Source organism: Streptomyces sp. NPDC041968 (genome assembly GCF_055589025.1).
The window spans coordinates 104,612-128,277 of record NZ_JBVJCB010000003.1 but is presented as its reverse complement, the minus strand read 5'-3'; the positions used below and the strand labels follow the sequence as shown (position 1 = coordinate 128,277).

General features: G+C 73.0%; 24 protein-coding genes and 1 tRNA gene. 13 read left to right on the top strand and 12 right to left on the bottom strand.

What is annotated here, in order from left to right; translation table 11 throughout:
• Positions 1-2: 2 nt before the first annotated feature.
• From ACZ6EG_RS08710 to ACZ6EG_RS08695, 4 genes are all read right to left on the bottom strand, one after another.
• Positions 3-470 carry a copper chaperone PCu(A)C gene (locus ACZ6EG_RS08710; RefSeq protein ID WP_469602844.1) on the bottom strand — a complete coding sequence of 156 codons (468 nt, stop codon included), beginning with the start codon at positions 468-470 and terminating at the stop codon, positions 3-5.
• Complete coding sequence (locus ACZ6EG_RS08705; protein ID WP_391971713.1) at positions 467-1,117, bottom strand: SCO family protein; 651 nt, start codon at positions 1,115-1,117, stop codon at positions 467-469. The genes ACZ6EG_RS08710 and ACZ6EG_RS08705 overlap by 4 nt, the downstream gene beginning before the upstream one ends.
• Before the next feature lie 131 nt (positions 1,118-1,248).
• Complete coding sequence (locus ACZ6EG_RS08700; RefSeq protein WP_391971712.1) at positions 1,249-2,001, bottom strand: YcnI family copper-binding membrane protein; 753 nt, start codon at positions 1,999-2,001, stop codon at positions 1,249-1,251.
• A 304-nt stretch (positions 2,002-2,305) separates the two neighbouring features.
• On the bottom strand, positions 2,306-3,184 hold the full coding sequence (locus tag ACZ6EG_RS08695; RefSeq protein WP_469602839.1) for a hypothetical protein: 879 nt from the start codon (positions 3,182-3,184) through the stop codon (positions 2,306-2,308).
• A 222-nt stretch (positions 3,185-3,406) separates the two neighbouring features.
• On the opposite strand from ACZ6EG_RS08695, the gene ACZ6EG_RS08690 reads away from it, so the two are divergent.
• Positions 3,407-3,874, top strand: coding sequence for an ATP-binding protein (locus ACZ6EG_RS08690; protein ID WP_391971710.1), 468 nt, complete (start codon positions 3,407-3,409; stop codon positions 3,872-3,874).
• A gap of 105 nt (positions 3,875-3,979) precedes the next feature.
• On the opposite strand, the gene ACZ6EG_RS08685 is transcribed toward ACZ6EG_RS08690, so the two are convergent.
• Together ACZ6EG_RS08685 and ACZ6EG_RS08680 are read right to left on the bottom strand one after the other, a co-directional pair.
• Positions 3,980-5,476: an aminopeptidase P family protein gene (locus tag ACZ6EG_RS08685; protein ID WP_469602835.1), complete on the bottom strand. Its 1,497-nt coding sequence runs from the start codon at positions 5,474-5,476 to the stop codon at positions 3,980-3,982.
• A gap of 133 nt (positions 5,477-5,609) precedes the next feature.
• Complete coding sequence (locus ACZ6EG_RS08680) at positions 5,610-7,067, bottom strand: PP2C family protein-serine/threonine phosphatase (protein WP_469602832.1); 1,458 nt, start codon at positions 7,065-7,067, stop codon at positions 5,610-5,612.
• Positions 7,068-7,685: 618 nt separating this feature from the next.
• On the opposite strand from ACZ6EG_RS08680, the gene ACZ6EG_RS08675 reads away from it, so the two are divergent.
• Positions 7,686-8,351, top strand: a complete 666-nt coding sequence (locus ACZ6EG_RS08675; RefSeq protein ID WP_469602829.1) for a bifunctional DNA primase/polymerase — start codon at positions 7,686-7,688, stop codon at positions 8,349-8,351.
• A 54-nt stretch (positions 8,352-8,405) separates the two neighbouring features.
• Positions 8,406-9,101, top strand: coding sequence for a hypothetical protein (locus ACZ6EG_RS08670; RefSeq protein WP_469602826.1), 696 nt, complete (start codon positions 8,406-8,408; stop codon positions 9,099-9,101).
• A gap of 526 nt (positions 9,102-9,627) precedes the next feature.
• On the opposite strand, the gene ACZ6EG_RS08665 is transcribed toward ACZ6EG_RS08670, so the two are convergent.
• Both ACZ6EG_RS08665 and ACZ6EG_RS08660 read right to left on the bottom strand, forming a co-directional pair.
• Positions 9,628-10,593, bottom strand: coding sequence for a DUF5926 family protein (locus ACZ6EG_RS08665; RefSeq protein ID WP_391971705.1), 966 nt, complete (start codon positions 10,591-10,593; stop codon positions 9,628-9,630).
• 271 nt (positions 10,594-10,864) lie between these two features.
• The gene (locus tag ACZ6EG_RS08660) at positions 10,865-11,416 is read right to left on the bottom strand and encodes an ATP-binding protein (RefSeq protein ID WP_356602766.1); all 552 of its coding nucleotides are present in this window, start codon (positions 11,414-11,416) and stop codon (positions 10,865-10,867) included.
• Here ACZ6EG_RS08660 and ACZ6EG_RS08655 point away from each other — a divergent pair.
• A complete protein-coding gene (locus ACZ6EG_RS08655; protein WP_356603015.1) occupies positions 11,373-11,498 on the top strand; it encodes a hypothetical protein in 126 nt (41 codons plus the stop codon). The genes ACZ6EG_RS08660 and ACZ6EG_RS08655 overlap by 44 nt on opposite strands.
• A 133-nt stretch (positions 11,499-11,631) precedes the next feature.
• Here ACZ6EG_RS08655 and ACZ6EG_RS08650 read toward each other — a convergent pair whose 3' ends face one another.
• Complete coding sequence (locus tag ACZ6EG_RS08650) at positions 11,632-12,465, bottom strand: glycerophosphodiester phosphodiesterase (protein ID WP_391971704.1); 834 nt, start codon at positions 12,463-12,465, stop codon at positions 11,632-11,634.
• Positions 12,466-12,739: 274 nt separating this feature from the next.
• Between ACZ6EG_RS08650 and ACZ6EG_RS08645 the strand changes: the two genes are divergently transcribed.
• From ACZ6EG_RS08645 to ACZ6EG_RS08625, 5 genes are all read left to right on the top strand, one after another.
• Entirely contained in the window at positions 12,740-14,197 is a 1,458-nt protein-coding gene (locus tag ACZ6EG_RS08645; RefSeq protein WP_391971703.1) for a S1C family serine protease, read from the top strand.
• A gap of 90 nt (positions 14,198-14,287) precedes the next feature.
• Positions 14,288-14,372, top strand: a tRNA-Ser gene (locus ACZ6EG_RS08640).
• Positions 14,373-14,574: 202 nt separating this feature from the next.
• The gene (locus ACZ6EG_RS08635; protein WP_469602821.1) at positions 14,575-15,081 is read left to right on the top strand and encodes a hypothetical protein; all 507 of its coding nucleotides are present in this window, start codon (positions 14,575-14,577) and stop codon (positions 15,079-15,081) included.
• Positions 15,082-15,230: 149 nt separating this feature from the next.
• Positions 15,231-15,638: a hypothetical protein gene (locus ACZ6EG_RS08630; protein WP_469602818.1), complete on the top strand. Its 408-nt coding sequence runs from the start codon at positions 15,231-15,233 to the stop codon at positions 15,636-15,638.
• Positions 15,639-15,694: 56 nt separating this feature from the next.
• Positions 15,695-16,741 (top strand): DUF4232 domain-containing protein, encoded by a 1,047-nt coding sequence (locus ACZ6EG_RS08625; RefSeq protein ID WP_469602815.1) that lies wholly within the window; start codon positions 15,695-15,697, stop codon positions 16,739-16,741.
• On the opposite strand, the gene ACZ6EG_RS08620 is transcribed toward ACZ6EG_RS08625, so the two are convergent.
• Together ACZ6EG_RS08620 and ACZ6EG_RS08615 are read right to left on the bottom strand one after the other, a co-directional pair.
• Positions 16,729-17,187 carry a hypothetical protein gene (locus ACZ6EG_RS08620; RefSeq protein WP_391971699.1) on the bottom strand — a complete coding sequence of 153 codons (459 nt, stop codon included), beginning with the start codon at positions 17,185-17,187 and terminating at the stop codon, positions 16,729-16,731. The two genes, ACZ6EG_RS08625 and ACZ6EG_RS08620, sit on opposite strands and share 13 nt — an antisense overlap.
• Before the next feature lie 109 nt (positions 17,188-17,296).
• The gene (locus ACZ6EG_RS08615) at positions 17,297-18,163 is read right to left on the bottom strand and encodes a bifunctional DNA primase/polymerase (protein WP_391971698.1); all 867 of its coding nucleotides are present in this window, start codon (positions 18,161-18,163) and stop codon (positions 17,297-17,299) included.
• A 404-nt stretch (positions 18,164-18,567) separates the two neighbouring features.
• Here ACZ6EG_RS08615 and ACZ6EG_RS08610 point away from each other — a divergent pair, with 404 nt between their 5' ends.
• The 3 genes from ACZ6EG_RS08610 to ACZ6EG_RS08600 all read left to right on the top strand — a co-directional run bounded on the left by ACZ6EG_RS08610 (position 18,568) and on the right by ACZ6EG_RS08600 (position 21,632).
• On the top strand, positions 18,568-18,894 hold the full coding sequence (locus ACZ6EG_RS08610) for a hypothetical protein (protein ID WP_356602782.1): 327 nt from the start codon (positions 18,568-18,570) through the stop codon (positions 18,892-18,894).
• A 281-nt stretch (positions 18,895-19,175) separates the two neighbouring features.
• On the top strand, positions 19,176-19,808 hold the full coding sequence (locus tag ACZ6EG_RS08605) for a SigE family RNA polymerase sigma factor (protein ID WP_384689366.1): 633 nt from the start codon (positions 19,176-19,178) through the stop codon (positions 19,806-19,808).
• A 147-nt stretch (positions 19,809-19,955) separates the two neighbouring features.
• The gene (locus ACZ6EG_RS08600) at positions 19,956-21,632 is read left to right on the top strand and encodes a long-chain fatty acid--CoA ligase (protein ID WP_469603512.1); all 1,677 of its coding nucleotides are present in this window, start codon (positions 19,956-19,958) and stop codon (positions 21,630-21,632) included.
• 47 nt (positions 21,633-21,679) lie between these two features.
• Here ACZ6EG_RS08600 and ACZ6EG_RS08595 read toward each other — a convergent pair whose 3' ends face one another.
• Positions 21,680-22,903, bottom strand: a complete 1,224-nt coding sequence (locus tag ACZ6EG_RS08595; RefSeq protein WP_391971697.1) for an MFS transporter — start codon at positions 22,901-22,903, stop codon at positions 21,680-21,682.
• Between the two features lie 134 nt (positions 22,904-23,037).
• On the opposite strand from ACZ6EG_RS08595, the gene ACZ6EG_RS08590 reads away from it, so the two are divergent.
• A complete protein-coding gene (locus tag ACZ6EG_RS08590; protein WP_391971696.1) occupies positions 23,038-23,616 on the top strand; it encodes a TetR/AcrR family transcriptional regulator in 579 nt (192 codons plus the stop codon).
• Positions 23,617-23,666 lie beyond the last annotated feature (50 nt).

Below are 23,666 nucleotides of genomic sequence, written 5' to 3'. Positions count from 1 at the left end.
CCTCAGTGTCCGGAGTGATCGGCGCCGGGCCGGTAGGTGGCCGCCTTCACGGGCAGCTCGACCGTGACGGGGTCGGAGTGGGCGAAGCGCAGCTCGACGGAGACCGTCTGTCCCTCCTCGGGCTGGCGCTTCAGGTTCTCGAACATCAGATGGTTGCCGCCGCTCTCGAGCACCAGCCGTCCGTGGGCGGGGATCGGGAGGCGGTCGACCTCCTTCATCGTCCCGTCGACGGTCTCGTGCACGGTGACGTCACCGGCGTCGCTGGTCACGGAGGTCAGTTCGTCGCCGGAGTCGCCCTTGTTGGTGACGGTGAGGAAGCCCGCCGCCATCGAGGCGGAGACCGGCCGCGGTATGTAGGCGGCGCCGACGGAGAGCTCGGCCCCGGAGTCCGAGGAGTCCGACCCGCCGCAGCCCGCGAGGACCAGGGCGCCGATCACCGTCGCGGCGGCGAGAGCGGGCCGGCCCCTCACGGCTTCTCCCCCTTGACGAGCTTGGGGAGGTCCGCGGTGTAGTCCTCGACGCCGGCGTCCTCGCCGTAGAGGACGTAGCCCGCGTCGGACTTCGGGGAGAACGCGACGACCTGGGTGCCGTGCGTGGAGACGACCTTGCCGTCCTTGTCCTTGGTCGGTGGGTCGATGGAGATGCCGAGGGTGCGGGCGCCGGCCTGGATGGTGGCGAAGTCGCCGGTGAGACCGACGATCTGCGGATCGATGCCCTTGAGCCACTCGCCGAGGGCGGCCGGGGTGTCGCGTTCCGGGTCGGTGGTGACGAACACGACGCGGAGCTTGTCCTGCTCGGCCTGGGGCAGCTGCTTCTTGGCCACGGCGATGTTGTTCATGGTCAGGGGGCAGACGTCGGGGCAGTGCGTGTAGCCGAAGTAGACCAGGGTGGGCGCGCCGGCGGTCTGCTCGCGGAGGTCGTACTTCTTGCCCCGGGTGTCGGTGAGGACCAGATCCGGCTTCTCGAAGGGCTTGTCGAGGACGGTGGCGGCCTGCCGGCCGGTCTCCTCGGAGACCATGGTGACGGGCTTGTCACTGTCGGAGCCGCTGCCGCAGCCGGACAGGGTGAGGGCGGTGGCGGCGAGCAGGGCGGCCGCGGCGAACGTTGTCTTGCGCATAGAGAAATGTCCCAGATGTGAGGTGCTCCGATGCGCGCCGGGGGTCCGCCGTACTGGCGGAGGGTACCCGGCGCGCACCGGACGAGAGGATGCGCCGGCGTTTTCGGGCCGACGCACCGGCGTGGGCGTCGTTACGCCGAGGCGCCGGTGTTGCGGCGGCGGCCGGCCAGCACGCCGTAGGCGACGCCCGCGGCACCGACGACGATGCCGACGACGCCGAGGACCCGGGCGGTGGTGTCGCTGCTGTCACCCGAACCGGAGTCGGAGGCGGTGTCGGCGGCGGTGTTCTGGGCGGCGGCCTCGGTGTTGTCGTCGGCCTTGGCGCCCGACGCGCCGTGGGCGTCGTCCTCGGCGGCGGACAGCTTGAGCACCGGCGCCGGGGCCTCGGGCTCCTCCTGGCCCTCCTGCGGAACCTCGATCCAGCGCACGACCTCCTTGTTGGAGTACGTCTGGATCGCCTTGAACACCAGCTCGTCGGCGTCCTCGGGCAGCGCGCCGAGGGAGACCGGGAACTTCTGGAAGTAGCCGGGCTCGACGCCCTCGCCCTCGGCGGTCCAGGTGACCTTGCTGACGACCTCGGTCAGCTGCCTGCCGTGCGACTCCAGCGGCTTGTCCAGCTTGGACTTGGTGACCTCGGCCTTCCAGCCGGGCACCGGCTGCGGCATCACGGACGCCAGCGGGTGGTCGGCGGGGAAGTTGACCTCCAGCTTGGTGGTGGAGGCGTTGTCGCGCTCGTTGGGGACCTTGAAGTTCACGGTCGCGTAGCCGCCCTTGGCGGCCGCGCCCTCCGGCTGCACGCTGACGTGCGCGAAGGCCGGGGCGGACAGGGCGAGGACGGCGATGCCGGAGAGGGCGCCGGCGGCGGCGATACGAGAAGCCTTCATGGACGGAACACTCCGCTTCGAGTGGGTCATCGGTGCTGAACCGGTGACGGAGGATGACGGGAGGGGTGCGCGCACGCGCGCGTGCCGCACGACGGCGGCCCTCCACGCTCCGGCCGAGGGGCGGGCCGGCGGTCAGGGCCGAGGGCGCAGCCGGCGGTCGGGGACCGGCGGTCGGAACCGGCGGTCGTGAACCGTTGGGCAGGCCGAGGGACATGGCCGACGGGCCGGCCGACGGTCGCTTGCCGACGGGCGGAGCCGGTGGGCAGGGGCCGAGGGGCCGGAACGGAGCGGTGGTCGCGTCGTGTCAGGCGGCGAGGAGGAACGCGTCGCCGGGCGGGCCGCGCCGGGTCACCGTGTGCTGGAGTGCGGTGGTGTGCGGCCGCGGCGGCGCCGGCAGCGCGGAGCGCGGCAGCCGGGGCCCGGCGCCGGGGCTGCCGGCCAGCCCGGCGTGCAGGGCGCGCACCAGGGAGAGAGCCGCGCGCAGGCCGCGGACGAGCGCCGCCTCGGCCACCGAGTGGGCCGAGTGCGTGGAGAGTTCCACGAGCCGGGCCAGGGCCAGGTCCCCGCGCCGCAGTAGCCAGCCGGCGGCCAGGGCCGCGAGCACGTGGCCGAGCAGCATCGGCAGCGAGGGCACCAGAGAGGCCGAGGAGCCCGTGGTCGACAGGAGGTCGGCGGGGTGGTGCGCGGCTTCGGCGTGGGCGCCGGTGCTCGGGGCGATCCGCGCGTCGCTGAGGATCCGCTGGGCCTGGGCCGGTGAGATCGCCGCCGCGGTGGTTCCGCAGACCAGCCGTGCGGCCTGCTCGACGAGTGAGGCGTCGGCCAGTGCGCCCGCTCCGCCGGTGGACAGCGCGTCCGGTCCGCCGGCGGTCCCGACGGCCGTGCCGGACGTCGTGTTCGCCGTGGTGCCGTGCTGGCCCAGTCCGAACAGGAGGTGCAGTGCCGTCTGGCCGACGGTGAGCAGCACCACGATGCAGGGCAGCGAGCGCCGCCGCCCGGCCAGGGGCGCGGCGACCACGACCGCCCCGAGGAATCCCACGCCCAGCGACCACGACGGAACCGTGGCGCAGGAGGCGAGTGTGTGCCCCGCCGCGGCCAGCACGACGCAGACCGCGGCGAACACCGCGGCCCGCAGGACCCGGGTCGTGTTCCCGGAGCGCGCCGTTGGCGGGTGGGGGGCAGTCATGGCGGGCTCATCATCGCACTGGCACCCCTGGCGGCGTACGGCAGGTCCACAAGATGCCGTACGACCGGAAGATCACTCTCTGGTGCGAGCCGCCCCACATACACCGATCGGCGACGGGGTCACATCCGCCATATGGGCGGTCTCATACGCTCTGCGCGCTTACGCAGGGGCACCGGGGGCAATACGTAACGGTATGTCGAGCCGCGGCCGGGAGGCTGGAGCATGAGCATCTGGTGGTCACTCCATTTGCGGCGCGAGGCTGCGAGCGTGCCCCTGGCCCGCCGCCTGCTGATCGGCACCATGGAGACTGCGGGCGTCGACCCCGACATCTCCTTCGACCTCTCCGTGGCGCTGAGCGAGGCCTGCGCCAACGCCGTGGAGCACGGCGGGGACGTCGGCCCCGGCGGCGGCCCGTCGGAGGCGTACCGCGTCACGGCCTACCTCGACGGCGAACGCTGTCGCATCGAGGTCGCCGACACGGGCCCGGGGTTTCCCGCGGCCGCCCCGGGCCGGTCGCACGGAGCGGCCCGCCCGGTGTCCGCCGACGCCGAGCACGGCCGCGGCCTGTGCCTCATCCGGGAACTCGCCGACCACGTCCACATCGGCAGCGCGCCCGGCCGGGCGGGCGCAGTGGTGAGCTTCGACAAGGTCCTCAAGTGGCGCGCGGACGCTCCGCTGGTGGCGGTGTGACCACGCGAGTGCCTCCGCGGACATGACGAGGCATGACGAACATGACGAACATGACGACGGCCGGGCACCTGGTGCGGTGCCCGGCCGTCGCAGCGAAGGTCAGCCCTACAGGGCCGCCATCCACGCCTCGACCTCGTCCGAGCGGCGCGGCAGCCCGGCGGACAGGTTCCGGTTGCCGTCCGCGGTGACGAGGATGTCGTCCTCGATGCGCACGCCGATGCCCCGGTACTCCTCGGGCACGGTCAGGTCGTCGGCCTGGAAGTACAGGCCCGGCTCGACGGTGAGCACCATGCCGGGCTCCAGCGTGCCGTCGACGTAGGACTCCACGCGCGCGGCGGCGCAGTCGTGGACGTCCATGCCGAGCATGTGCCCGGTGCCGTGCAGCGTCCAGCGGCGCTGCAGGCCCAGCTCCAGCACCCGCTCGACGGGGCCTTCGACCAGACCCCACTCGACGAGCCGCTCGGCCAGCACGCGCTGGGACGCGTCGTGGAAGTCGCGGTACTTGGCGCCCGGCTTCACGGCCGCGATGCCGGCCTCCTGGGCGTCGTACACCGCGTCGTAGATCTTCTTCTGGAGCTCGCTGTAGCGGCCGTTGATCGGCAGCGTGCGGGTGATGTCCGCGGTGTAGTACGTGTGCGTCTCCACGCCCGCGTCGAGCAGCAGCAGGTCGCCGGAGCGGACCGGGCCGTCGTTGCGGACCCAGTGCAGGGTGCAGGCGTGCGGGCCGGCGGCGCAGATCGAGCCGTAGCCGACGTCGTTGCCCTCCACGCGCGCGCGGAGGAAGAAGGTGCCCTCGATGTAGCGCTCGCTGGTCGCCTCGGCCTTGTCGAGGACCTTCACGACGTCCTCGAAGCCGCGCACGGTGGAGTCGACGGCCTTCTGCAGCTCGCCGATCTCGAACTCGTCCTTGACCAGGCGGGCCTCGGAGAGGAAGACGCGCAGTTCCTCGTCGCGCTCGGCGGTGACCTTGTCGGTCAGCGCCGCCTCGACGCCGGCGTCGTACCCGCGCACGACGCGCACCGGTCCGGTGGCCTCGCGGAGCGAGCCGGCCAGCTCGCGGACGTCGGAGGCGGGGATGCCGTACCGCTTCTCGGCCTCGGTGAGGGAGTGGCGGCGGCCGACCCACAGCTCGCCCTGGCCGTCCAGCCAGAACTCGCCGTTCTCGCGGTCGGAGCGCGGCAGGAGGTAGACCGTCGCGGTGTGGCCGTCGCCCTCGGGCTCCAGGACCAGGACGCCGTCCTCGGTCTGGTTGCCGGTGAGGTAGGCGTACTCGACCGAGGCGCGGAAGGAGTACTCCGTGTCGTTCGAGCGGGTCTTCAGGTTGCCGGCGGGGATCACCAGGCGCTCACCCGGGAAGCGGGCGGACAGGGCGGCGCGGCGGGCGGCGGTCTCGGCGGCCTGGGGGATCGGCTCCAGGTCGCGCAGTTCCGTGTCGGCCCAGCCGGACTTCATGTTCTCGGCCAGCTCGTCGGACACGCCCGGGTACAGGCCGTTCTTGCGCTGCTTGACCGGCTCGTCGCGGGCCGCGTCAGCGGCGTCCTCGAGCGCGGCCTCCGGGGTCTGCGGGTTCTCCGAGATCTCCGGGTTGAGCTCCTCCGCCACGGTCATCCTCCTTGATACGGCACTGGACCACCCCCCATCGTACGGTCGTACGGAAGGGGGCCCAGGGCCGAAGGGCCCGTTACGCGCAGGCGCGGACGTCCGCTATGGGTGACGGGACGGGCGCCGATGTCCGTTATTCGAACCTGACCGCCAGCAGGACCACGTCCTCCTCGGAGTCCTCCTCGCCCTTCCCGTCCGGCAGCATCGCGCGCAGCACGTGCTCGGCGACCGCGGCCGGATCACAGCGCTCCGCGCGGGGGACACCGGCCGCCGCCGCGTGCAGCCGGGCGAAGGCGCGGTCGGCCGGGTCGCCGGTGCGGTGCAGCAGCCCGTCGGTGTACAGCAGAACCGTCTCACCCGGGTCGACCTGGAGCTCCACGCTCGGCGCCTCCCAGCAGGCGAGCATGCCGAGCGGCGCGGAGACGGACGTCTCGACGAACTCCGTGCGCCGCTCCCCGATCAGCAGCGGCGGGCTGTGGCCGGCGCCGGCCAGGGTGATCCGGCGCAGCGCGGGTTCGCAGTAGCCGAACAGGGCGGTGGCGGAGCGGGCGGGCTCGGTGAGCCGCAGCAGCAGCTCCAGGTCGGACAGGACGGCGACGGGGTCCTCGCCCTCCATCACGGCGTACGCCCGCAGGGAGGCGCGCAGCCGGCCCATCGCGGCGACCGCGCTGGGCCCGGAGCCGGTGACGGACCCGACGGCGAGGCCGAGCGCGGCGTCGGGCAGCGGCAGCGCGTCGTACCAGTCGCCGCCGCCCCGCGGTCCGGTGCGGTGGCGCGCGGCGAGCTGGACGCCGGCCACCCGCGGCAGGCGGGACGGCAGCAGCTCCTCGGACATCGTCGCCATGGACGCGCGCGTGCGCTCCACCTCCAGGAGGCGGGCCAGGTGCTGGGTGGCGTACCGGACGTAGAGGCCGGCGAGGTGGCGGGGCCGCTCGCCCGGTTCGGCGGGCTCGTCGTAGAGCCATACGGCGGCGCCGAGGCGCCCGGTGCCCTCGGCGGCCAACGGCAGCGTGTAGCTGGCGGCGTAACCGAGACGGGCGGCGACCTCGCGGTGGCGCGGATCGAGCCCCTTCTCGGCGAACAGGTCGGGCTCGGCGATCCCGCCCTCGCCGACCGGCAGTCCGTCGAGGATCCGCCCGTACGACAGGGAGCTGCGGGGCACGGTCTCGATCTGCCCGAGGTCGGCGCGGGCCAGCCCGAGGCCGACGGTGGTGTCCGGGCCGAGGCCGTCGGCCGGTTCCAGGACGACGAGACCGCGCCGGGCGCCCACCAGGGCGGCACCGGCGCGCAGCACTTCCTGGAGGCCTTCCGCGAGGGAGTCCGTGCGGACCAGGCGCTCGGTCAGCTCGTGCAGGGTCGTGAGGTCCGAGACCCAGCCGGCCAGCCGGTCCTGGAGCAGGGTGCCGGGGGCGCAGAGCGCGACACCGGTGTCCGTGGCCGCGGGGGCGTCCTCACCGTCCGCGGCGTCCGCGGCGTCCGTGGCGTCCGTGATGTCCGGAGCGGTGGCCGGCGCGGCGGACGCGACAGTGTGTGCGGGGGACGGAACCGCTGAATCGATTCCGGCCACTTTCGCAGGGTGCGGGGCGTTCATGGCGTCCGGCCTCCCGACCGGCGCTTACTGCTCAAAAGCATCGCAAACCCCCATGTCATTCTGCGCCGCCAGCAGTGTCTCCACATGTACACGCACTCGTAAGGAGATGTCCAGCATTGTCCTGCCGGGATTCCTGGTGTCCGTGCGGTCTGGGCGGCTTCCTTCCCGGCCTCTTGCGTAAATGCGAAATTGGCTTGAAACTGCCCCGGAGGACGGCTTGTTGCGGTCGACTGGGGGTGCTTCACGGAGCGTCACAGCGGTCGTGATGGGTACGTACTCGGAGAAGGCCAGGGGTGGTTGGGGACCGCCCGGAACCTGGCGGTGGACCCGGGCGTCCTATCCACCGACGACCGTGCCCCATCCTCCCGTGGTGGAGGCGGAGAGAAATACTCGGGACGGCAATACGCCAGACTTCGCCACCCCCGCGCCACGCCCATGCTTGTGATGGACGCAGTGTGGACGGAACCGCCGCAGACGCAGTCAGTGCTCGGCCCAGAGGGGTTCCCCTTGCCTCAGGCGGGGGTGTGATGCGCCACCAGCTACGCACAGCGAAGAGATCGACACATGGTGATGTGACCACGGTGTTGCCAGGCGTGCAACGGAAAGGAACGAGCGCTCATGCGCGAGATCCTCGGAAGGCGACGCAGGCTCCTGTCCCGGCACGACGACGGACGGCCTGAGCTGATCGGCGCGGCCCTGACCTACGCGACGCAATGGCAGTGGCCCGTGCTCCCGGGCGTGGCGGCGGACCCGCAGGCGCCCTCGCGCTGCGGCTGCCCCGAACCGGAGTGCACGGTGCCCGGCGCCCATCCCTTCGACCCGGGCCTCCTCGCGGCCACCACCGACGCGCGCATGGTGCGCTGGTGGTGGAGCAACCGGCCCGCCGCGCCGATCGTCATGGCGACCGGGGGCGGTGCTCCGTGCGCGGTCTCCCTGCCCGCGCTGCCGGCCGCCCACGCGCTGGCCGCGCTCGACCGCGCAGGTCTCCGGCTCGGCCCGGTCGTCGCCTCGCCCACACGCTGGTCGCTGCTGGTCAGGCCGTACACCATGGAGCAGCTGGGCGAGCTGCTCTACGCCAAGGACTTCGTCCCCGGTTCCCTGCGGTTCCACGGCGAGGGCGGCTATCTCGCGCTGCCGCCGTCCGAGTCGGGCCGGGGCGCCGTCCGCTGGGAGCGGGCTCCGCTGCCCGGTTCCGCCTCGCCCTGGGTGCCCGACGTCGAGGCAGTGGTGGACGCGGCGGTCGACGCCCTCACTCGTACGGGTGTGAGCGCGCCCGAGTTGTAGGGGTGTCCGGCGCGCGGGGGGTCCGCGCCCGTCCGTGGTCGTTATCGTCCGCCCATGCCGCTTCATGCTGGGAAGCACCGCGCCGCCGGGTCGCGCCGCGCGGGGTCGTGCCGCCGCAGTCCGGACCGCGGCGGGCCGGATCGTCGGCGGGTCCGGCTGTACGGGCTCGTCGCCGTCGCGGTGGCCGCGGTCGTGCTGCCGTTCGCGGTGGCGTCCGCGGGGCCTCCGGGGGGCAGGGAGGAGGGTCTGAGCGACCCGCCGACGGTGCGCATCCTCCCGCAGGGCGGTGACGGCAAGGTGCTCTCAGGAGCGGGCCACGTCCCGTCGCAGGCCGGACCCGTCCGTTCCGCGCTGCCGCCCGGGCCGGCCACCGCGGTGCGCTGCGGTCCCGCGCTCACCTCGCCCGAGGGCGTCGAAGCGCAGACCTGTGTCCTCACCCAGGGGTCTCAGACCTGGGCGCGGACCTACTACCGCAACGCGACCGGCGGCCCGCTGGAGTCCTTGCTGAGCCTCATGGGGCCCGAGGGGCGGAGTGTGCGGATGCGTTGCGCGGTGGGTGCCGAGGACGAGCCCGGCACCTGCGAGACGCCCCGGGAGCCGCTCCGGGGCGGGCCGGCGGAGTACACGGCGGTCGCCGAGTTCGCGGGCCGGGCCGGGTACGGGCCGCTGCTGCTGCGTACCGGGAGCAACGGGAGTCACCGGGCCGCCGACGAGCACCGGGCCGACGGGGCATGGGGCGGCGGGGGCTGAGGCGGTTGGTCTGAGGCGCTGGCGTCCGAGGCGGCGGGGACTGAGCGGTTGGGTCCGAGGCGGCGAGCGTGTCGGTGGTGGTGGGGGCGACTGAGCGGCGACGGTGATCCGGGCGCACCGAGGGCGGGCGGATGAGGACTGTGGGTCCGGAGCGGCGGGGGCGGCTCGGCGACGGCAGCGGCCGGGGTGGCGGGAGCGGCCGGGCGGCGTGGCGACGGAGGGCGTGGCGCCAGGGCCGAGGAAGCCGGAGCGGCCGACTCCCTTACGAGAACGGGGAGTTGAGAGGCGACTGCGGTGCGTGCGCGACCGGGCGCATGGAAAGACCCGGTTGCTGGCGACGGGGGATGCACCAGCAACCGGGCTACTCGAACGGTAACAAGAGATCGGCGGTTAGCAAATTCGATCTCTTGTTTTCCGGTCACGTACTGGCTTGTCCCCACCGGGAGTTGTGACTGGAGTCACGCATTCCCCGACCGGGACTCCGGCTGACCGGTCGGTCAGCCGGATCGGCCTCCGTGACGGGGCGTCAGCTGAGGGTGACCTGCCGGTTGGTCAGGCCGCCCCGTGCCCGGCGCTCGTCGGGCGTGAGCGGGGCGTCCGTGCCCAGGGCCTCGGCGAGCCGCTCGCCGAACTCCGCCGCCGGCTTCTCGACGTCCTGCGCGGTGACATCGCTCGGCAGGTCCCACACCGGGACCGTGAGCCCGTGCGCACGGAAGGAGCCGACGAGCCGGGTGCCCTCGCCCAGGGAGGACCGGCCGGCCGCGTGCAGTCGGGCGAGCGCGTCCAGAAGGTGCTCCTCCTCGTGGGGCATGACCCAGCGAAGGTGGTTCTTCTCCGGCGTCTCGCACCAGTAGGCGGCGTCCACGCTCTGCAACCGGACGGTCGGGATGGCCGCGGCGTTGGCCCGCTCCAGGGAGGCGGCCACCTCCGGCGTGGCGTTCTCCGCGTCCGGGACCCAGAACTCGAAGCCCGAGTGCACCGTCGGCTCGAACGACCCCTCGGGGGCGAGCAGGTCCTGCAGCCGCGGACCGTCGGCCGGCGCGCGGCGGCCCTGCACCGGGGAGCCCGGCGCGGAGGTCAGCGCCTGCTGGAGGGTGTCGGCGAGGTCGCGGCTGATGTCCCCCGACGCCGTGTCGTTCTGCAGGCCGAGGAGGACGGTGCCGTCGTCGCGGCGCAGGGCCGGCCAGGCCATCGGCAGCACCGTGGCCAGGGTGACGGAGGGGACGCCTTCGGGGAGGCCCTCCTTCAGGGTCAGCTCGACCGTGGCCGCCGGCACCAGCTCACGCAGGGCCACCCAGTCGCACTCGCCGGGCAGTCCTTCGAACGGGCGCTGCACCAGCTCGGTCGTGGCGTGCGCGGCGGCCCGGCCGTGGCAGGCCTTGTAGCGGCGGCCGCTGCCGCAGGGGCAGGGCTCGCGGGCGCCGACGACCGGGATCTCTCCGTCGGTGAGCTGCGGCCGCTTGGCCTTCGTCTGGGGTCGCTTCTTGGCCATCGTGGGTGTCTCCCGGTTGCGGCTCAATCCGTACGGCGCGAGCCTAGCCGTTCACACCGTGGCCGACGGGGCCCTGTGGACAACGGGTCTCCCTGCGGACGACCGGCGTCCGGGGCGGCCGCGGGGCCTGTGACCGGGCCGGGGGTCCCAGGTGCCCGTGCGCGGCGATCCGCTCCGTGCCTCCCCCGCTCCCGCCGCTCCGGGTGTTTCCTCCCGATCCCCTCGGGTCCCGGCGCGAGCCCACGGGTCGGCTCGCGCCGGGACGGGAGGGTCAGCCGAGGTCGTCGAAGGCGTCGGCGAAGTCCAGGCCGGGCATCTCGGAGACCGCGGGCGCCGAGATGCGGGTGGCGAAGTCGTCGCGGCGGTGCGCGGCGTCCCGGTCGTGCACGTCGTCGTGGACGACGACCCAGACGGTGACCTCTCCGCAGGCGTCGTCCCGCACACCCCAGTCGTCGGCGAGCGCGGTGATGATGTTCAGCCCGCGGCCGCCGTGTGCCGTGATCGAGGGGGTCGCCGGCACCGGGCGGGTCGGACCGCCGCCGTCCGTGACCTCCACGACGAGCCGGCCGCCCGCGTCCACCTGCCACGCGGCACGGACGTCACCGTCCCCGGCCAGGGCGCCGCCCAGTGGCCGGCCGTGCTTGCACGCGTTGCTCAACAGTTCCGAAAGGACCAGTACGGCATCGTCGATGACCGATTCCGCCACACCGCCGCCGCGCAGCTGCGCCCGCATGCGGTGTCTCGCTTTCCCCACGCCCGCAGGGCCATGAGGAACGGCCATGCTCGACGACGTGGGCACCTCCTGTGCCACCACCAACGCCACCCCCGAGACCTCCTTCGCCCCACGCCACGGTGTGGATGCCCTTCTGGCCTGGACCGGAAACCGGCCGCTCCTCGTGCAGTGACGCATTCGACACGGTCGAACACGTACCGAACGCGCCGGAGCACTCCCCGTAACCGCATGGCTGGATTTCGTCGGTGTGGCCGAGACCGGAGAATGCGGCAACCGGCCCGCCGGGGTCAAGGTGTGCGGACGAATCAGCGGCCGAGGTGGTCGCGTACGGCCCGGGGCCGGTTGGTGATGATGGCGTCCACGCCCAGGTCGAGGCAGAGATCCACGTCGGCGGGGTCGTTCACCGTCCATACGTGCACCTGGTGGCCGGCTCGTTTCAGGCGCTCGATGTAAGTGGGGTGGTTGCGCACGATGCGGATCGAGGGGCCCGCGATCCGGACACCGGAGGGCAGCCGTCCGTCCCGCAACCGGGGCGAGACGAACTGCATCAGATAGACCGTCGGCAGCGTCGGCGACGCCGCCCGCACCCGGTGCAGCGAGCGCGCCGAGAAACTCATCACGCGTACCGGGGACTCCGCGGCCGAGGCCGGGGCGTCGAGCCCGAACCGCTTCAGGAGCAGCAGCAGCCGCTCCTCCACCTGCCCCGCCCAGCGCGTGGGGTGCTTGGTCTCGATGGCCAGCTCCACCCGACGCCCCGCGTCGGACACCAGCTGAAGCAGGCGCTCCAGGGTCAGTACGGAGGTCTCCTCCCGGTCCTCGGGCCGGTGCTCCCAGTCGGGTTGCTCGTCACGCGTGCGCCAGAACTCCCTGGTCCTGCGGGCGCCGAAGTCCAGGGCGGTCAGGTCGGCGAGCTCCAGCGCCGAGACCGCGCCGCGGCCGTTGGACGTACGGTTGACCCGCCAGTCGTGGACGCAGACCAGGTGGCCGTCGGCGGTCAGGCGGACATCGCACTCCAGGGCGTCCGCGCCGTCCTCGATCGCTTTCCGGTACGCGGCCAGGGTGTGCTCGGGGGCCTCCTCGGAGGCTCCCCGGTGGGCGACGACCTGAGTCCGGTGCTGTCGTGCGCGTGCGTGGGTCACCGCGTCATGGTGCCACCGCGCGCGGGTAGACGTGCCACCGGAGGCATCGACCGTCCGTCCGTTTAGTCTGGGTTGACCGATATAAAGGTCGACCGCGAACCCACAGCAACCGCTTATGGTGCTCTGACGGCCCGTGGGAAAAGCTGATGGCATACAAGAACACCGCACGTCTGTATCGCGCCGGCCCCCAGGGAACGGCGCGTGAGTACGGCCGAGCGCGACCGCAGGACGACCGAGAAACAGCCGTGGAAGCCGTGGAACGAGGAGAGAAGCTGTGAGCACCGAGAACGAGGGCACCGCGGTACCCCCGGCCCCGTCCGCGCCCCCCGCGCCGGTGGACACTCCCGCTGCCTCCCCCCAGCCGGCCGCGCCGCACCCGGAGCAGCCGCCGGCGCAGGCACCGGCGGCCGCGCCGCACGGGGGACACGGACCGTTCGCCGCCCACGCGCCGCAGCAGCCCGCGCCCGAGGGCACGGGCGCGCCCTACGGGCACACGGCGCCCGACGCCTCCTGGCCGCCGCCCCCGCCGCCGGGCACTCCGACCTACGGCGGTGGAGGCGGTGGCGGCCAGGGCGGCTGGGGTGCCTCGTACCAGCCGCCCGCGCCGAAGCCGGGCAGCGGTCGCGGCGGACTGGTCGCCGGGCTCCTGATCGCCGCGCTGGTCGCGGGCGGTCTGGGCGGCGGCCTCGGCTACACCCTGGCCAAGAACAACGACGAGACCGGTTCGACGACGGTCTCCGCGTCCGACACCGGAGGCTCGCTCAAGCGCGACGCGGGCACGGTCGCCGGCGTGGCCGCCAAGGCCCTGCCCAGCACGGTCACCATCCAGGCCGAGGGCAGCAACGGCGAGGGCGGTACCGGCACCGGCTTCGTCTTCGACAAGCAGGGCCACATCGTCACCAACAACCACGTGGTGGCCGAGGCGGTCGACGGAGGCAAGCTCAGCGCGACCTTCCCCGACGGCAAGAAGTACGCCGCCGAGGTGGTCGGGCACGCCCAGGGCTACGACGTGGCGGTCATCAAACTCGAGAACGCCCCCTCGGACCTGAACCCGCTCCCCCTCGGTGACTCCGACAAGGTGGCGGTCGGCGACTCCACGATCGCCATCGGCGCCCCCTTCGGCCTGTCCGACACGGTGACCACGGGCATCATCAGCGCCAAGAACCGTCCCGTGGCCTCCAGCGACGGCAGCGGCAGCAACAAGGCGTCCTACATGAGCGCGCTCCAGACCGACGCGTCGATCAACCCGGGCAACTCCGGCGGCCCGCTGCTGGACGCCCAGGGCAACGTCATCGGGATCAACTCCGCGATCCAGTCCACGAGCAACGGCGGCTTCGGCACCGGCCAGGCCGGCTCGATCGGCCTGGGCTTCGCCATCCCCGTCAACCAGGCCGAGTTCGTCGCCAAGCAGCTGATCAAGAGCGGCAAGCCGGTGTACGCGAAGATCGGCGCGTCCGTCTCCCTGGAGGAGACGGCGAACGGCGCCAAGCTCACCGAGCAGGGTGTCAACGGTTCCGATCCCGTCGAGTCGGGCGGCCCCGCCGCCGCCGCGGGCCTCAAGCCCGGTGACGTCATCACCAAGCTCGACGACCGCGTGATCGACAGCGGACCGACCCTGATCGGCGAGATCTGGACGCACAAGCCCGGCGACAAGGTCACGGTCACCTACGAGCGCGGCGGCAAGGAGCGCACCACCGAACTCACCCTCGGCTCCAAGGTCGGCGACGACTGACCGCCGCCTCACCCGCCCCGGCCCACGGGCCCCGCACAGGGCCAGCGCCCGGTAGGCTGTAGCCGCTCCGCCCCAGGTGGACGGTGCACGGGTGGGTTGCCCGAGCGGCCTAAGGGAACGGTCTTGAAAACCGTCGTGGCGCAAGTCACCGTGGGTTCAAATCCCACACCCACCGCAGTGTTTGACGGCCCCTGACCAGGCGTTACGGTCGGGGGCCGTCGCCGTGTGCGGTACCCGCCGTGCACCGCCGTTCCCCGCGGTTTCCCGACCGATCGGGAACGGAGGGGCACGGGTGGTGCATGCCATGAAGGGCTCCGCCGTTTGGTCGCCTGTCCCGGCTGATCGATTTCCGTCCGGCAGACGGTAGAACCTGACCTGTGACCGTCTTCCACTGCGCCGGATGCGGGGCCGCGCTCACCGGAGATCTGCTGGCGCTGCCGTTCGTGCCGGAGGTGGATGACCCCGATCGCGGCCGGGACCCGGACACGGGCCGGGCTCGCTCCACCGTTCCCTGTGGGTACTACGCCATCGACCCCGATCCCTGGGGTGCCCCATGGGTTCCTGTCGGCGAGTCTCGCCGGGACGTCGGCGGCACGGGGCGCGAGCTGCTGCGCACCGACACCGGCATCACGGAGTCCGCCGGCCGGCGGAACAGCATCGTCGTCCACCCGGACGATGTCCTGCCACGCCTCGAACCCTTCACGCTCGGGGCCAACTGGCGGGGGTGTTGCGGCCCCACCGGCGCGCACGGACCCAACTTGGCCTGCGTCTGCGGTTCTCGCCTGGCGGCCTGGGCCGCCGACTGCTTGGGACCGAACGAACTCCACCTCGACCCGGTCCGCGTCCATGCCTGGGATCAAGGGGGTCAGGCAGGCGGGCGGTGACGGACGGGCACGTAGCGGGCACGACGACTCCGAGGAACCGGACCCCTGGAGGCACCCGTGCCCGCTGTGGCCCCGGTGCTCCTACTCGGTGGGGAACTGAGTACGCCAGCTCTGGTCGCCTCCCGGGCGGGTGGCGGAGCGTTGGAGGCATGGAACAACGACCGGTGAAGACCGTCCACCAGCTGCTGTCGGCCCTCGTGGTGGTCGCGGCGGCCTCGGCTCTGTGGGCCGTGTGGCTGGGGTGGGACCAGGAGCGGGACGTGCACGCCGACGGCACGACGACCGGGCCGTACGAGGCCTGGCAGGTGATCGGGCTCGTGCTGGCCCTGCTGGGGCCGGTGTGCTGGGCGGTATGGCGGGGGTACGCCGTCGGTGCGGTGCTCGGCGTCACCGTCGGACTGACGGCCTGCGCCTACCGCGACTGGTCGGACGACGGCAGTGGTCTCTTCGTCGTCGGGGTGGGGATGGTCATGATGGGCGGCTTCGTGGTCAGCGCCGGGCTCGCCGCCGTGATCGTCTCCCTGAGGCGGGGGAGCGGGACTGTGACAGGGCTGTGACCGGAAGTGTGGCTTCCGCCACGGTCGTCGAGGGGCGGGGCTGGTGGGCTGGGGCGATGCGGACCCCCCAGCTCCGAGTGCCGCTCGCGGCCTGCGGTGCTCTCCTCGCCAGTCTCCTGATCGGTGCCTGCGGTACCCAGACCGCCGCGTCCGGCGACGCAGGCGCGGGCGGCGCGGGAGGGGAGGGCGGACCGGAGGGCCGGTGCGGGGCGCAGGCGTCCGGTGCGGCGGGGCCGGAGGACGACGGGGTGCGGATCCTCGGGGCGGTCGAGCGGGGCGACGGCGCGCAGGGGGAGGCCGGTGCCCCGTCCCACGGCGGGGAGAGCCGGCGACCCGGGGTGTCCGTGACGGCGGACAGCCTTCCGGGGCTGCCGGAGGCGAGCGCGTCCCCGTGCGTGGTCGCGTACTCGGTGACCAACCGGGGGGCCGAAGCCTTCACCTACACGATCACCTTCTCCCTGGTGGACGACCAGGGCAGGGCGATGTCCGACGCCACGGAGACGGTGGCGTCCGTGGCCGCGGGGCGGACCGTGCGGCGCACGCTCGAGAGCGTCGGAAGCCTGGGTGATCAGCGCCTGGACGCCGCACACGTGCGCGTCGTCGACGTGAAGCGGGTGCCCGCCGACGAGGCGCCGGCGGCCGCCGGTTCCTGCCCGCCGTCCGGGCTGCGGCTCACGGCGGACGAGGGCGACGCCGCCATGGGGCTGCGGGTGGTGGGGCTGCACCTGGAGAACTGCGGCGCCCGCCCGTACTCCGTCGAGGGGTATCCGGTGCTCCAGCTGCTCGACGAGGAGCTGGCACCGGTCGAGGGGATCGAGATCCTGCGCGGCACCGAGGGCATCCCCATGGCGGGCGGCGGAGAGCCGGTCCGGCGGGTGACCCTGCGGCCGGGCGAGTCGGCCGCGGCGAGCATGGCGTGGCGCAACACCACCCAGGCCGGGGAGGCGGTGACCGTGCCGTACGTCAGGGTGCGGGCCGCGTCCGGGTCGGACCCCGTCGTGGTCGCCCCGGGGCTCGACCTCGGCACCACGGGCGAACTCGGCGTCGGGCCGTGGCGGAAGGACGAGGCCGCCGGCGTGCCGGACCGGCCTCAGAGTTCGTAGTCGCGGGCCAGACCGGCCCAGTCGACCTCCCGCAGGGCGGGCTCCGTGTCCCGCGCCGACGGGACGCGTGAGGTGGACTGGAACCAGACGACGGTCAGCGCGGAGCGGTGCAGGAACGGGTCGTTGGCCGGATCGAGGGCCGCGGAGGAGAAGCGTCCCACGCAGGCCACGCGCGGCAGCACCTCCACCGGGCCGAGGGCACCCGCGTACTGGTCCGGGTACTCGCGCGGGGGCGGCACCAGATGCACCGGCGTGGTCGGGGACATTCGCTCGGCGGTGTGCACCAGCTCCCTGATGCGCAGGTCGTTGACAGGGCCGCACGGGTAGCCCTCCAGCAGGCCGCCGTATGTCGACGTGAGGTGCAGCTCGGCCAGGTCGACGCTGCGGCCGGAGGACAGGACGACCCGGGTCAGTGACAAGGCCGGCACTCGGGGACGGTCGTGCATGAAGGGCTTTCGGGTTCGTGCCGAGAGGGCTGTGGGGGGAGGGGGTGGGTGGAGACGGATGCCGGGGGCGGGGGCGGGGGCGGGGGTGAGGGCTCCGGTGCGTCGGGTGTCAGGGGTGGTGGCCCGTCATGCGGGCGGCGGACGCGATCGTCGCGCGGGCCTCGCGTTCGGTGAGGCCGGTGTCGAGGGCCGCCTCGATCAGCGGAGCGACGAGCGCCGGGCCGATGCCGTCCTCGTAGGCGCGGCAGGCGGCCCAGAAGAGGCGGGTGTTCCGCTGGCCCTCGTGGGCGGTGAGGACGAACTGGACGAGGCCCTGGCCGTGCTCCTCGGTCCGGGCCGGGGACGGCCGGGGCGTACGGGCCGGTGGCAGCAGGAGGCGCAGGAGCGCGGGCGGGCAGGCCGCGGGGGCGAGGTGGGCCGTGCCGGGCGCGGCGGTGTACGTACCGTGCCGGGTGCGGGAGCCGGGGCCGACCAGGTAGCCGCCGGCGCCGCGGATGTCGATGCCGGTGGCCAGGCGCCCGGCCGAGTTGGGCACGACGGCGTCGGGCGGGCCGCTCAGCCACAGGTGGCGGCCTCCGCTGGGGGTCAGGACGACGACCGTCGGCGGGATCGTGAACAGATGGCGCAGGGCGAGTTCGCGCAGGGCGGCCGAGGAGTCCGTCTCCGACTTGGTGTCCAGGTCGACGCCGATGAGGTGGTACGGGGGCAGGCCGCAGGCGATGCCGTAGCCCGTGGCCCAGGGGGCGGCGGTGAAGAGTTCGCGGATGCGGGCCGGGTCGGTGGTGGCGTCGTGGACCCCGTGACCGGGGCGGCCGCACTCGCCGTGGCAGGGGGCCGGGGCCGGGTCGTCGCGGTGGGGCGAGCGCAGGGCCGGGAGCTTCGTCCGGGACAGGGGGATGACGGCCAGCCCGCGTTCGGCGGCTGACAGGGCGTGGGCGAGGGCCAGGGTCGTGGCCTGCCGGTCTGGGGTGGCCATGCGTCTATGTTCGTACGTACGTTCGAAAAAGGGAAGGGTGGCCGCGCGCGACGCGCCGGGGAGGTGCGGTGGGCGGAGAAAGTGGCGGAACGCTTCACCTCTTGTGGCACTTGGGGTGGACCTGTCCGTGCTGCCCCGGGCTGGTACGGAAGGGACGCAAAGGGGTTTATCGACTTGTCATCACGCTTGAGGGCGAATCGGGGCTTCGGGGGTGGTTCGCCGGGGATTCGGTGGGCAACTCTGATCACGCGACGTCGTGCACAGCGTCGAGGCGGTCGGCCAACTGCCTCGGCTCAAGGTCCGGTTGGAATCCGCTTCACGCAACTTCACGCAGATCCAGGCAGCTTCACGTACTTCTCGCGTGCTCGGCCTCGGCCGACGCGCACTTGTTCTGGAGGAACAACATGGCAAGCATCCGTACCGCTCGCGTCGTCGCCGCCGTCGCCGCCCTCCCGCTCGCCGCCGCGCTCTTCGGCGGCGTGGCGACGGCGGACAACGGCGCACTCGCGAACGACGGATCGAACGCGACCGCCGCGGAGGCCTTCGCGGGCATCCTCGGCAGTGGTGTCGGCGGGGACAACAACGGCAACTCGTCCACCACGCAGCAGCAGGCGGTCGGCTCGGGGGCCTCGAACCAGAGCAACACCGCCCAGGTCGACGGCTCCGCCTTCACCGCGATCAACCAGGGCAACGAGAACGTGGCCGTCAGCTTCACCCCGCTGTGGTGGTGATCTGAGGGGCCGGCGCGGGTGCGCTCCCGCGCCGGCCCCTCGCTCTTCGGACGGGTGTGCTTCATGGGGTCGCAAGACGCCTGGGCGGCGGTACTCCGGTATCGCCGCCCAGGCGTTCTCGCGCGCGTCCGGCGAGCCCCCAGGGGTGAACCCGCAGTACGTCTCCTCCTCTCGTCCACCTACAGGAGGTGCAGCCGGCACCACCCCTACAACCTGAGGCGGACTCTGCTTCGGGACCTGCGGCCGATCCGCCGGGCATCCCTCGCTCATAGCGTTGAGTCATGACCACACTCGTCTGCACCAGCGCTTCGGACGCCGCCACGGCCCAGGCTCCGGCCAAGGCCCCGGCCAGGGGCTCGGCCAGGGGCTCGGCCATGGCCACAGCCCTGGCGGCAGCGAGGACGCAGACCTTCGCGTACCCGTCGTTCTCCTCGTACGTGAAGGCCCGCCAGCCGGTGCTGCTGCGTACCGCCCGGTCGCTGACCGCGAACCCGAGCGATGCGGAGGACCTGCTGCAGACCGCGCTCACCAAGACGTACGTGGCCTGGGACCGCATCGAGGACCACCGCGCCCTGGACGGCTACGTGCGCAGGGCGCTGCTGAACACCCGGACCTCGCAGTGGCGCAAGCGCAAGGTCGACGAGTTCGCCTGCGACGAGCTGCCCGAGCCGGAGCCCGCCCCCGGGAGCGACGACCCGGCGGAGCGGCAGGCCCTGCGCGACGCGATGTGGCGGGCGATCATGAAGCTGCCGGCCCGGCAGCGGGCGATGGTCGTCCTCAGGTACTACGAGGACCTCAGCGAGGTCCAGACGGCCGAGGTGCTCGGAGTTTCCGTGGGCACGGTGAAGTCGGCGGTGTCCCGGGCGCTCGGCAAGCTCCGCGACGACCCTGAGCTGGGGATTGTCCGGTCCTAGGAGGGTCCTGGGAGGGCCCGGGGAGGGTCCTGGGAGGTCCGCCCGGCCACTCCGTCGGGCAGCGCCCGCTGATCGATCACCCGGGAGTAGTGACATACCGCGCGGTATGTGCGCAGAATCAGCGCAACCCTTGCCGCCGCACAGGCAATGTCGCCCCGGGAGGACACCGTGCTGAGCACGATGCAGGACGTACCGCTGCTGATATCGAGAATCCTCACCCACGGGTCGACGATCCACGGCAGCTCACAGGTGACCACCTGGACCGGTGAGGGCGAGCCGCACCGCCGCTCCTTCGCCGAGATCGGAACCCGGGCCGCCCGGCTTGCCCATGCGCTGCGCGAGGACCTGGCCGTCCGGGACGACGAACGGGTGGCGACGCTCGCCTGGAACAACGCGGAGCACGTCGAGGCGTACTTCGCGATCCCCTCCATGGGCGCGGTCCTCCACACCCTCAACCTCCGCCTCCCGCCGGAGCAGCTGGCCTGGATCGTGAACCACGCCGCCGACCGTGTGGTGATCGCCAACGGTTCGCTGCTGCCGCTGCTCGCCCCGCTGCTGCCGCACCTGAAGACGGTCGAGCACGTCGTCGTCACCGGCCCCGGCGACCGCTCCCTGCTGGAGGGGGCGTCCGTGCGGGTGCACGAGTACGAGGACCTGCTCGCCGGGAAGCCGGACAGCTACGACTGGCCCGAGCTGGACGAGCGTGCCGCGGCCGCCATGTGCTACACCTCCGGCACCACCGGCGACCCCAAGGGCGTGGTCTACAGCCACCGTTCCATCTACCTGCACTCGATGCAGGTCAACATGGCGCAGTCGATGGGGCTGACCGACGAGGACACCTCGCTGGTGGTCGTCCCGCAGTTCCACGTCAACGCCTGGGGACTGCCGCACGCCACCTTCATGACCGGCGTGAACATGCTGATGCCGGACCGCTTCCTCCAGCCCGCGCCGCTCGCCGAGATGATCGAGAGCGAGAAGCCGACGCACGCCGCCGCCGTCCCCACCATCTGGCAGGGGCTGCTCGCCGAGCTGACCGCGAAGCCCCGGGACGTCTCCTCCCTCACGCAGGTCACCATCGGCGGCTCCGCCTGTCCGCCGTCGCTCATGGAGGCCTTCGACGCGCTCGGCATGCGGGTCTGCCACGCCTGGGGGATGACGGAGACCTCGCCGCTGGGCACGGTCGCCCGGCCGCCGGCCCACGCGGTCGGCACGTCGGAGGAGTTCGCCTACCGCCTCACCCAGGGCCGCTTCCCGGCCGGTGTCGAGGCCCGCCTCACCGGCCCCGGCGGCGAGCGCCTGCCCTGGGACGGCGAGTCCGCCGGTGAGCTGGAGGTCCGCGGCAACTGGATCGCGGGCGCCTACTACAACGGCCCCGGCGCCGAGCCGCTGCGCCCCGCCGACAAGTTCAGCGAGGACGGCTGGCTGAAGACGGGCGACGTCGGCACCATCTCCGCCGACGGCTACCTCACCCTCACCGACCGCGCCAAGGACGTCATCAAGTCCGGCGGCGAGTGGATCTCCTCGGTGGAGCTGGAGAACGCCCTGATGTCCCACCCGGCCGTCGCCGAGGCCGCCGTGGTCGCCGTCCCCGACGACAAGTGGGGCGAGCGTCCGCTGGCCACGGTCGTCCTCAAGGAGGGCGCGAGCGTCGGCTTCGAGGAGCTGCGCACCTTCCTCGCCGAGGACGGCAAGATCGCCAAGTGGCAGCTGCCCGAGCGCTGGACGGTCATCGGGGCGGTGCCGAAGACGAGCGTCGGCAAGTTCGACAAGAAGGTGCTGCGTCGGCAGTACGCCGACGGGGGTCTGGACGTCACCCGCCTCTGAGGGGCACCGGCTGGCCGGGCGGGTCCCCGCCCGGCACGCCTCCGTCCTCACCGCCCCCGTACGGCGGTGGCCGCCCACCCCAGCACCAGCCAGGCCCCCGCCACCGCGCAGACGCCGGGCCAGCCCCAGTGGCCGTACGCGGGTCCCGCGAGGGCCGAGGCCAGGGCACCGCCCGCGAAGCCGGCGACGACGTACGCCGTGTTCGCGGTGGCCGGGGCGGAGGTGGTGGTCAGGGCGAGGGTCTGGTTGGCGACGTGGGAGGCCACGAGGGCGGCGTGCACCAGGACCGCCGCCGCGCACAGGGCCGCCATCACCTGCCCGCCCAGCCAGAACAGCGGCACCGACAGGGCGGCGAGCAGATACGCGGACCGTACGACCTTGGCGGCACCGAACCGGTCGACGAAACCGCCCGCGAGCGGCGCGACGACACTGGCCGCGAGCCCGAACAGGCCGAACAGCCCGGCCGCCGCGGTGGTCATGCCGTACCCGTCGTCCCCGGCCAGGAGCAGCGCGAGCGAGGTCCACAGGGCGCTCCAGGCGCCGTACATACCGGCCTGACGCACGCACGCCCGCCACAGGTCCGGCGAGTGGCGCAGCACGCCCGGCAGCGCGGCGAGCCCCGAGAACAGCGGGCCTCGGCGGCGCCGCCGCTCCACGGGCAGTGCGTAGGCGGTCACCAGGCCCAGCAGCGCGGTGAGCGCGGCCGCGCCCACGAACACCACGCGCCAGCCGAAGGCCTGCCCGACCAGCCCGCCCAGCACCCGGGCGGCCACCACGCCGGTGAACAGGCCCGCGATGACGGCCGCGACGTGCCGGGCCCGGCGGTCGGCGGGGGCGCGCTCGGCCACCAGCGGGACCAGGAGCTGCGGGACGACGGTCGCGGCGGAGGCGACCAGGACGGCACCGGCGAGCACGCCGGTGGAGCCCGAGGCGGCGCCGGCGACCAGCGCGGCCGCGGCGACCAGCGAGAGGACGGCGACCAGCCGCCGCCGGTTCACGCTGTCCCCGAGCGGGGCGAAGAAGAGCAGCCCGGCCGCGTACCCGAACTGCGCGACCGACGCGAGCCAGGCCACCGCCGACGGGGTGGAACGGAAGTCCTCGGCGATGAGCGGGAGCAGTGGCGCCGCGAGGTAGATGTTGGCCGCCGTGACGGCGGTGCACAGGGCGATCAGGGGGAGGAGGAGGCGGGAGGCGGCGGCGGGCCCTCCCCGGAGGGCGCCGTGGGCGTCGGTCTCCGGCGTGGTCCGGGTGGCTGCTGACGGTGACGACATGGGCGGAGCGACTCCTTCGAGCGCACGCTAACAACTAACTGGTTGGTTGGAAGTAACCACGAGAGTCTCGTCTTCCTTCCCGGTCATGTCAACCAAACGGTTGGTTACCTCCACCGCCCCGCTACCCTGACTCCATGGGAGCAAGAGACCCCGAGGCGACCAAGGCCCGGATCTTCGAAGCCGCGGTCGCCGAGTTCGCCCGCCATGGCATCGCCGGCGCCCGCATCGACCGCATCGCCGCCGAGGCCAGGGCCAACAAGCAGCTCATCTACGCCTACTACGGCAACAAGAACGAGCTGTTCGCGTCCGTCCTGGAGAAGAAGATGCTCGACCTCGCGATCTCCGTCCCGGTCGACCCGGACGACGTCGAGGGCTGGATGGACCGCCTCATGGACTACCACGCCGCCCACCCGGAGCTGCTCCGCCTCCTCTTCTGGGAGGGCATGGAGTACGGCACCGCCGAACTCCCCCACGAGGCCGAACGCCAGGAGCACTACGCCCGCAAGGTCGCCGCCGTACGGGACGGCCAGGCGCGCGGCGTGGTCACCGACGCCATCCCGGCTCCCGACCTGCTCTTCCTGCTGGTCGCGATGGCCAACTGGGCCTCGGTCGTGCCGCAGATGAAACGGGTCCTGGTCGGCGGCGAGGACACGGACGCCGACCGCCTGCGCGCCTCGATCAAGAAGGCGGCCCGCAGGATCGTCGAGGGATAGCGGGAGCCCGGCCAGTCCGGTCAGCCGGGGGAACCGGGGACGCTCCCCGG

What these genes read in the sequence shown, in the direction of transcription:
- ACZ6EG_RS08690 (WP_391971710.1), top strand. Translation starts at nt 3,407, where the DNA reads ATGAGCATCTGGTGGTCACTCCATTTGCGGCGCGAGGCTGCGAGCGTG.
- ACZ6EG_RS08705 (WP_391971713.1), bottom strand. Translation starts at nt 1,117, where the DNA reads ATGCGCAAGACAACGTTCGCCGCGGCCGCCCTGCTCGCCGCCACCGCC.
- ACZ6EG_RS08680 (WP_469602832.1), bottom strand. Translation starts at nt 7,067, where the DNA reads ATGAACGCCCCGCACCCTGCGAAAGTGGCCGGAATCGATTCAGCGGTT.
- ACZ6EG_RS08595 (WP_391971697.1), bottom strand. Translation starts at nt 22,903, where the DNA reads ATGTCGTCACCGTCAGCAGCCACCCGGACCACGCCGGAGACCGACGCC.
- ACZ6EG_RS08605 (WP_384689366.1), top strand. Translation starts at nt 19,176, where the DNA reads ATGACCACACTCGTCTGCACCAGCGCTTCGGACGCCGCCACGGCCCAG.
- ACZ6EG_RS08630 (WP_469602818.1), top strand. Translation starts at nt 15,231, where the DNA reads ATGGAACAACGACCGGTGAAGACCGTCCACCAGCTGCTGTCGGCCCTC.
- ACZ6EG_RS08700 (WP_391971712.1), bottom strand. Translation starts at nt 2,001, where the DNA reads ATGAAGGCTTCTCGTATCGCCGCCGCCGGCGCCCTCTCCGGCATCGCC.
- ACZ6EG_RS08590 (WP_391971696.1), top strand. Translation starts at nt 23,038, where the DNA reads ATGGGAGCAAGAGACCCCGAGGCGACCAAGGCCCGGATCTTCGAAGCC.
- ACZ6EG_RS08625 (WP_469602815.1), top strand. Translation starts at nt 15,695, where the DNA reads ATGCGGACCCCCCAGCTCCGAGTGCCGCTCGCGGCCTGCGGTGCTCTC.
- ACZ6EG_RS08665 (WP_391971705.1), bottom strand. Translation starts at nt 10,593, where the DNA reads ATGGCCAAGAAGCGACCCCAGACGAAGGCCAAGCGGCCGCAGCTCACC.
- ACZ6EG_RS08615 (WP_391971698.1), bottom strand. Translation starts at nt 18,163, where the DNA reads ATGGCCACCCCAGACCGGCAGGCCACGACCCTGGCCCTCGCCCACGCC.
- ACZ6EG_RS08675 (WP_469602829.1), top strand. Translation starts at nt 7,686, where the DNA reads ATGCGCGAGATCCTCGGAAGGCGACGCAGGCTCCTGTCCCGGCACGAC.
- ACZ6EG_RS08600 (WP_469603512.1), top strand. Translation starts at nt 19,956, where the DNA reads ATGTCGCCCCGGGAGGACACCGTGCTGAGCACGATGCAGGACGTACCG.
- ACZ6EG_RS08620 (WP_391971699.1), bottom strand. Translation starts at nt 17,187, where the DNA reads ATGCACGACCGTCCCCGAGTGCCGGCCTTGTCACTGACCCGGGTCGTC.
- ACZ6EG_RS08695 (WP_469602839.1), bottom strand. Translation starts at nt 3,184, where the DNA reads ATGACTGCCCCCCACCCGCCAACGGCGCGCTCCGGGAACACGACCCGG.
- ACZ6EG_RS08670 (WP_469602826.1), top strand. Translation starts at nt 8,406, where the DNA reads ATGCCGCTTCATGCTGGGAAGCACCGCGCCGCCGGGTCGCGCCGCGCG.
- ACZ6EG_RS08610 (WP_356602782.1), top strand. Translation starts at nt 18,568, where the DNA reads ATGGCAAGCATCCGTACCGCTCGCGTCGTCGCCGCCGTCGCCGCCCTC.
- ACZ6EG_RS08655 (WP_356603015.1), top strand. Translation starts at nt 11,373, where the DNA reads ATGCTCGACGACGTGGGCACCTCCTGTGCCACCACCAACGCCACCCCC.